The sequence below is a fragment of the Saccharopolyspora sp. genome, from assembly GCF_017434145.1.
GTDB lineage: Bacteria > Actinomycetota > Actinomycetes > Mycobacteriales > Pseudonocardiaceae > Saccharopolyspora_C > Saccharopolyspora_C galaxeae.
The window spans coordinates 1-5728 of sequence record NZ_JAFRFW010000437.1; the positions used below are offsets into that span (position 1 = coordinate 1).

The 5728-nt window shown below is 68.9% G+C and carries 9 protein-coding genes; 8 read left to right on the top strand and 1 reads right to left on the bottom strand.

The annotated features are described in order from the left end of the window. Positions 1-805 precede the first annotated feature (805 nt). From infA to IJH84_RS12035, 8 genes are all read left to right on the top strand, one after another. Positions 806-1027 (top strand): translation initiation factor IF-1, encoded by a 222-nt coding sequence (infA, locus tag IJH84_RS12000; protein WP_295144118.1) that lies wholly within the window; start codon positions 806-808, stop codon positions 1025-1027. A 52-nt stretch (positions 1028-1079) separates the two neighbouring features. Next, positions 1080-1193 carry a 50S ribosomal protein L36 gene (rpmJ, locus tag IJH84_RS12005; RefSeq protein ID WP_184476415.1) on the top strand — a complete coding sequence of 38 codons (114 nt, stop codon included), beginning with the start codon at positions 1080-1082 and terminating at the stop codon, positions 1191-1193. Between the two features lie 161 nt (positions 1194-1354). Further along, a complete protein-coding gene (rpsM, locus tag IJH84_RS12010) occupies positions 1355-1735 on the top strand; it encodes a 30S ribosomal protein S13 (protein ID WP_200069054.1) in 381 nt (126 codons plus the stop codon). Between the two features lie 25 nt (positions 1736-1760). Beyond that, the gene (gene rpsK / locus IJH84_RS12015; protein ID WP_200069055.1) at positions 1761-2165 is read left to right on the top strand and encodes a 30S ribosomal protein S11; all 405 of its coding nucleotides are present in this window, start codon (positions 1761-1763) and stop codon (positions 2163-2165) included. A gap of 23 nt (positions 2166-2188) precedes the next feature. Next, entirely contained in the window at positions 2189-2794 is a 606-nt protein-coding gene (rpsD, locus tag IJH84_RS12020) for a 30S ribosomal protein S4 (protein ID WP_295144125.1), read from the top strand. Between the two features lie 142 nt (positions 2795-2936). Beyond that, complete coding sequence (locus tag IJH84_RS12025) at positions 2937-4019, top strand: DNA-directed RNA polymerase subunit alpha (RefSeq protein ID WP_200069057.1); 1083 nt, start codon at positions 2937-2939, stop codon at positions 4017-4019. A gap of 49 nt (positions 4020-4068) precedes the next feature. Next, a complete protein-coding gene (rplQ, locus tag IJH84_RS12030) occupies positions 4069-4599 on the top strand; it encodes a 50S ribosomal protein L17 (protein ID WP_200069058.1) in 531 nt (176 codons plus the stop codon). A gap of 65 nt (positions 4600-4664) precedes the next feature. Next, the gene (locus IJH84_RS12035; protein ID WP_200069387.1) at positions 4665-5495 is read left to right on the top strand and encodes a tRNA pseudouridine(38-40) synthase TruA; all 831 of its coding nucleotides are present in this window, start codon (positions 4665-4667) and stop codon (positions 5493-5495) included. A 56-nt stretch (positions 5496-5551) separates the two neighbouring features. Here the strand turns inward: IJH84_RS12035 and IJH84_RS12040 are convergent, their stop codons facing one another. Further along, complete coding sequence (locus IJH84_RS12040) at positions 5552-5725, bottom strand: glycerol-3-phosphate dehydrogenase C-terminal domain-containing protein (RefSeq protein ID WP_367269012.1); 174 nt, start codon at positions 5723-5725, stop codon at positions 5552-5554. Between the last annotated feature and the right edge of the window lie 3 nt (positions 5726-5728).

The window sequence follows — 5728 nt, forward strand, 5'->3', positions numbered from 1 at the left end:
CGGCGGAGGTGGGCGTGGCCGCGCCGACCTGCTTGGGGTTGTGGAAAGCGCTGCTGAAGAACGTGCGGTACTCGCCGATCCGGGCGGCCGGTTTGATCAGCGGTTTCCTGCGGGCGGACGAGCGGCTGTCCTGCTGGGCTGTCACGTCTCTCCTCGGAGCACGGGCCGCGCGCGCCGATGGTCGAGCGATCGGACGATCACGGCGGTGGACGAGCGGAATGATCAGGCGGTGCGCCGGCCTGCGCGTGGACGCACTGCTGCCGGACCGCGTTGTCGGGCAGCCGATCGAGTTGAACGTAGACAGCGGGGAACGCGCACCGCAACCACCCCCGCCAGTGATCGGCGGGCGCAAATCGGTGATCTTCTACGCGTTTCCGGTGTTGCGGGCGGTGCGCTCGGCCGTGCCCGGCGCGACCGGCGCAGTCCGCCTCGCACCCGGGGTGAAGTGCCCATTCGGCGTGCGCGTACAGTGGAGCATCGGCGCACGCATCGCGCCGGTTTGCCGTGCCTTGAGGGAACACCGGCCCCTTGGGGAGTCGGTTCCGCTTCGAGGATCCGGCCCATGAGGAGCCTGGTTCCAGGAACGGAAGTCCTTTTCGGGCTGCTGTCCTCCGGGCGCTGCGCTCGGAGGGGTTCGCAGGGGCTTTTTCCTGGGAGCGTCTTCTCGCCGCACGGCTCGCCGCCGTTTTCCAGGGGGTGTCCGAACCGGTCGAAGTGCGTCCGATCGCTTGTCCTGGGAAGTCTCCGGGGCGGGCGGCCGAAGGCGCAAGCCTACAAACCGTCACCGTCACGAAACGCGGAGGACATGGGCAAGAAGGACGGGGCCAGTGAGGTCGAGGGTCGGGTGATCGAACCGCTACCCAACGCGATGTTCCGCGTCGAGTTGGAGAACGGGCACAAGGTCCTCGCGCACATCAGTGGCAAGATGCGACAGCACTACATCCGCATCCTGCCCGAAGACCGGGTCGTCGTGGAGCTCTCGCCCTACGACCTCTCCCGTGGGCGCATCGTCTACCGCTACAAGTGACCTCCACGGTGTCCGGCGAGACCGGGCACGCCGTCCGAGCAGGAGCACGACCGTGAAGGTCCAGCCGAGTGTGAAGAAGATCTGCGACAAGTGCCAGATCATCCGCCGTCACGGGCGGGTGCTGGTGATTTGCGACAACCAGCGCCACAAGCAGCGCCAGGGCTGATCGCGACTCGCAGCCAGACAACCGAGGGAACTCCCCTGACCAGCCGGTCCGCGAGTGGACCGGTGCGACCCCCGGGTCCAGGCCGGGGCTCCGCGCGCTGACACCGGCGCGGGGACGGCAGGGGTTGCAGACCTGGAACGAACCGAAGGAGACCTGCCGAGATGGCACGGATCAGCGGTGTCGACCTCCCGCGCGACAAGCGCATGGAGATCGCGCTGACTTACATCTTCGGGGTCGGCCGCAGCCGGTCCCAGGAGATCCTGAAAGCGACGGACGTCCCGTTCGACGTCCGGGCGAAGGACCTCGACGACGATCAGCTCGCGCGGCTGCGCGAGCACATCGAGAACAACTACCGGGTCGAGGGTGACCTGCGCCGCGAGGTCGCGGCCGACATCCGCCGGAAGATCGAAATCGGCTGCTACGAGGGCACGCGGCACCGCCGCCACCTGCCGTTGAACGGGCAGCGGACGAAGACCAACGCCCGCACCCGCAAGGGGCCGAAGAAGACGGTCGCCGGCAAGAAGAAGGCCGGGAAGAAGTAAGCCTCGCTAGGAGACCACGACAGCTATGCCACCCAAGTCTCGCGCCGGCGCCGTCAAGAAGGTGCGGCGCAAGGAAAAGAAGAATGTTGCGCACGGACAGGCGCACATCAAGAGCACCTTCAACAACACCATCGTGTCGGTCACGGACCCGACCGGTGCGGTGATCAGCTGGGCCTCCGCGGGCCACGTCGGGTTCAAGGGCTCCCGCAAGTCCACCCCGTACGCCGCGCAGATGGCCGCGGAGAACGCCGCCCGCAAGGCCGCCGAGCACGGCATGAAGAAGGTCGACGTGTTCGTCAAGGGCCCCGGTTCCGGCCGGGAGACGGCGATCCGCTCGCTGCAGGCCGCCGGCCTCGAGGTCGGCACGATCCAGGACGTGACCCCGCAGCCGCACAACGGCTGCCGGCCGCCCAAGCGGCGCCGGGTCTGATCGCGGGAAGGGAGTAGAAGAAGATGGCACGTTACACCGGTCCCGCGACCCGTAAGTCCCGCCGGTTGAAGGTCGATCTCGTCGGCGGTGACCAGGCGTTCGAGCGCCGTCCGTACCCGCCGGGCCAGCACGGCCGCGCGCGGATCAAGGAAACCGAGTACCTGCTGCAGCTGCAGGAGAAGCAGAAGGCCCGCTACACCTACGGCGTGCTGGAGCGGCAGTTCCGCTCCTACTACGAGGAGGCCAACCGGCGCTCCGGCCGTACCGGCGAGAACCTGCTGCAGCTGCTGGAGTCCCGGCTGGACAACGTCATCTACCGGTCGGGCCTGGCCCGCACCCGGCGGATGGCCCGCCAGCTGGTCAACCACAGCCACTTCCTGGTCAACGGCCAGAGCGTGAACATCCCCAGCTTCCAGGTGTCCAAGTTCGACATCATCGACGTGCGGCCGAAGTCGCTGGGCATGACGCCGTTCATCATCGCCAAGGAGACCCTGGGCGAGCGGCCGGTTCCGGGTTGGCTGCAGGTCGTGCCGTCGAACCTGCGGATCCTGGTGCACCAGCTCCCGGAGCGCGCGCAGATCGACACCCCGGTCACCGAGCAGCTCATCGTCGAGTTCTACTCGAAGTGACGCTTCCCGCCGGCGGCCACGCGTGGTCGCCGGCGGTGGCAGTTCGGGTGGCGGGATCGGATTCCGCCGCCCGCCCGCGATCTCCGCGGGCCGCCATCCCATCGGCGTCAAATGGCGGGCGCCGTGAGGAAAGGAAACCCAAGTGCTCATCTCCCAGCGACCCTCACTGGCCGAAGAGGCCGTGACCGAGACCCGCTCCCGGTTCACCATCGAACCGCTGGAGCCCGGGTTCGGCTACACCCTCGGCAACTCGCTGCGCCGGACGTTGCTGTCCTCCATTCCCGGCGCGGCGGTCACCAGCCTGCGCATCGACGGTGTGCTGCACGAGTTCACCACGATTCCGGGCGTGAAGGAGGACGTCACCGACGTCATCCTGAACCTCAAGGAGCTCGTCACGAGCTCCGAGGAGGACGAGCCGGTGACCATGTACCTGCGCAAGCAGGGCCCGGGTGAGGTCACCGCGGCGGACATCGTGCCGCCGGCCGGGGTGACCGTGCACAACCCGGATCTGCACATCGCCACGCTCAACGGCAAGGGCAAGCTGGAGATCGAGCTCGTCGTCGAGCGCGGTCGCGGCTACGTCCCTGCGGTGCAGAACAAGCAGACCGGCGCGGAGATCGGCCGCATCCCGGTGGACTCGATCTACTCGCCGGTGCTGAAGGTGACCTACAAGGTCGAGGCCACCCGCGTCGAGCAGCGCACCGACTTCGACAAGCTGATCCTGGACGTCGAGACCAAGCCGTCGATCACCCCGCGGGACGCGGTGGCTTCGGCCGGTCGGACCCTGGTTGAGCTGTTCGGGCTGGCGCGCGAGCTCAACGTGGACGCCGAGGGCATCGAGATCGGGCCGTCGCCCGCGGAGGCCGACACCATCGCGGCCTACGCGATGCCGATCGAGGACCTGGACCTGACGGTGCGCTCCTACAACTGCCTCAAGCGGGAGGGCATCCACACCGTCGGCGAGCTGGTTTCGCGCAGCGAGGCGGACCTGCTGGACATCCGCAACTTCGGTGCGAAGTCCATCGACGAGGTCAAGCTGAAGCTGGTCGGTCTGGGCCTGTCGCTCAAGGACAGCCCGCCCGGGTTCGACCCGACGGCCGCGGCCGCCGAGTACCCCTCGGAAGGCTGGGCCGCAGGCGACGACACCCCGCTGGGTTCCTTGTCGGTTGCCGAGGACGGCGACTACGACGACGGCCAGGACTACGCGGAGACGGAGCAGCTGTAGCTGTGTTGCGCGGAGGGCTACCCGATCCGCGCTTTGAGAGGAGCAACCGATGCCCACCCCCACCAAGGGAGCGCGTCTCGGCGGGTCGCCGTCGCACGAGCGGCTGATGCTGGCCAACCTGGCCACTTCGCTGTTCGAGCACGGGAAGATCACCACGACCGAGGCCAAGGCGAAGCGGCTGCGGCCGCTGGCCGAGCGTCTGATCACCAAGGCGAAAAAGGGCGATCTGCACAACCGTCGCGAGGTCATGAAGACCATCCGCGACAAGGACGTGGTGCACAAGCTGTTCGACGAGATCGGCCCGCACTTCGCGGACCGGCCGGGCGGCTACACCCGGATCATCAAGGCGATGCCGCGCCGCGGTGACAGCGCCAAGATGGCCGTGATCGCGCTGGTGACGGAGAAGACCGTCACGTCCGAGGCGGAGGCCGCGCGCGGCACCAAGTTCGCCAAGGACGCCGCCCCTGCCGAGCAGGTCACCGAGGCCACGCCGGCCGAGGAGAAGGGCGGTGCCGCGGACGCCGAGGCCGTCGAGTCCACCGAGTCGGCCGAGGAGACCGAGAAGAAGGACGAGTCCTGATTCCTCCCGAAGCCGGGAACGAGCCCGCTGCTCCCTCCGGGGGCGGCGGGCTCGTTCGTCTTCGGCTGGACATCGCCTACGAGGGCACCGACTTCTCGGGCTGGGCGCGCCAGCCGGGATTGCGCACGGTGCAGGGCCTGCTCGAGGACGCGCTGGCGAAGCAGCCGCCGGGGCGTGCGGTGCCGCGCTCGGTCGTCGTGGCGGGCCGCACCGATGCCGGGGTGCATGCGGACGGGCAGGTCGTGCACGTCGACGCCGTGCCGTTCGAGTCGCCTGCGCAAGCACGCGTTCCCGTCGATGAGCGGGGCGTTCCGGATCTGGAGCGGATGCGGCACCGGTGGAACCGGATCTTGCCCGGCGACGTGCGCGTGCTGCGGGTGTCGGTGGCTCCGGAGGGGTTCGACGCGCGGTTTTCCGCGCTGCGGCGGCATTACCGGTATCAGGTCTCGGATGCGCCGTGGGGCGTGGATCCGTTGCGGCGGCGGGACACGCTGGCTTGGAACCGTCCGGTCGATGTGGACGTGCTGGATGCGTGCGCGCAGGATTTGTTGGGGCTCAAGGATTTCGCCGCGTTCTGCAAGCCGCGCGAGGGCGCCACGACGGTGCGCGAGTTGCAGCGCTTCTCCTGGGAGCGGGTGGGTGAGCACCTGATCCTCGCGCGGGTCAGCGCGGACGCCTTCTGCCATTCGATGGTGCGCAGCCTGGTGGGGGCGCTGCTCATGGTCGGCGATGGGCGGCGTGGCCGGGATTGGCCCGCCGAGCTGGCTGATTCGGGGGAGCGGACCAGTTCGGTCGCGCCGGCGCACGGGCTCACCCTCGTGGGCGTCGATTATCCGGACGCCGCGGGGCTGGCCGACCGCGCTGCGCAGGCCAGGGCCGTTCGCACGCTGCGCTGATCCGCCTGCGACGCCGGTCTCAGCGGGTTGGCGCAAGTGGCTCCGCCGCTCCTGACCTAGGCGAGAACGCCGTGCAGTGCTTTGTCGACCAGTTCGGCGACCGCGGGCTGCGCCCGCTCCCGCCGATCGCGCCGCAGGCCGATGCGGCTGCGCCGGTCCAGCACGTCCTCGGTTTCCAGTGCGCCTTCGTGCCGCACCGCCCACAGCACTTCGGCGGCGGTGAGGTCGATGCC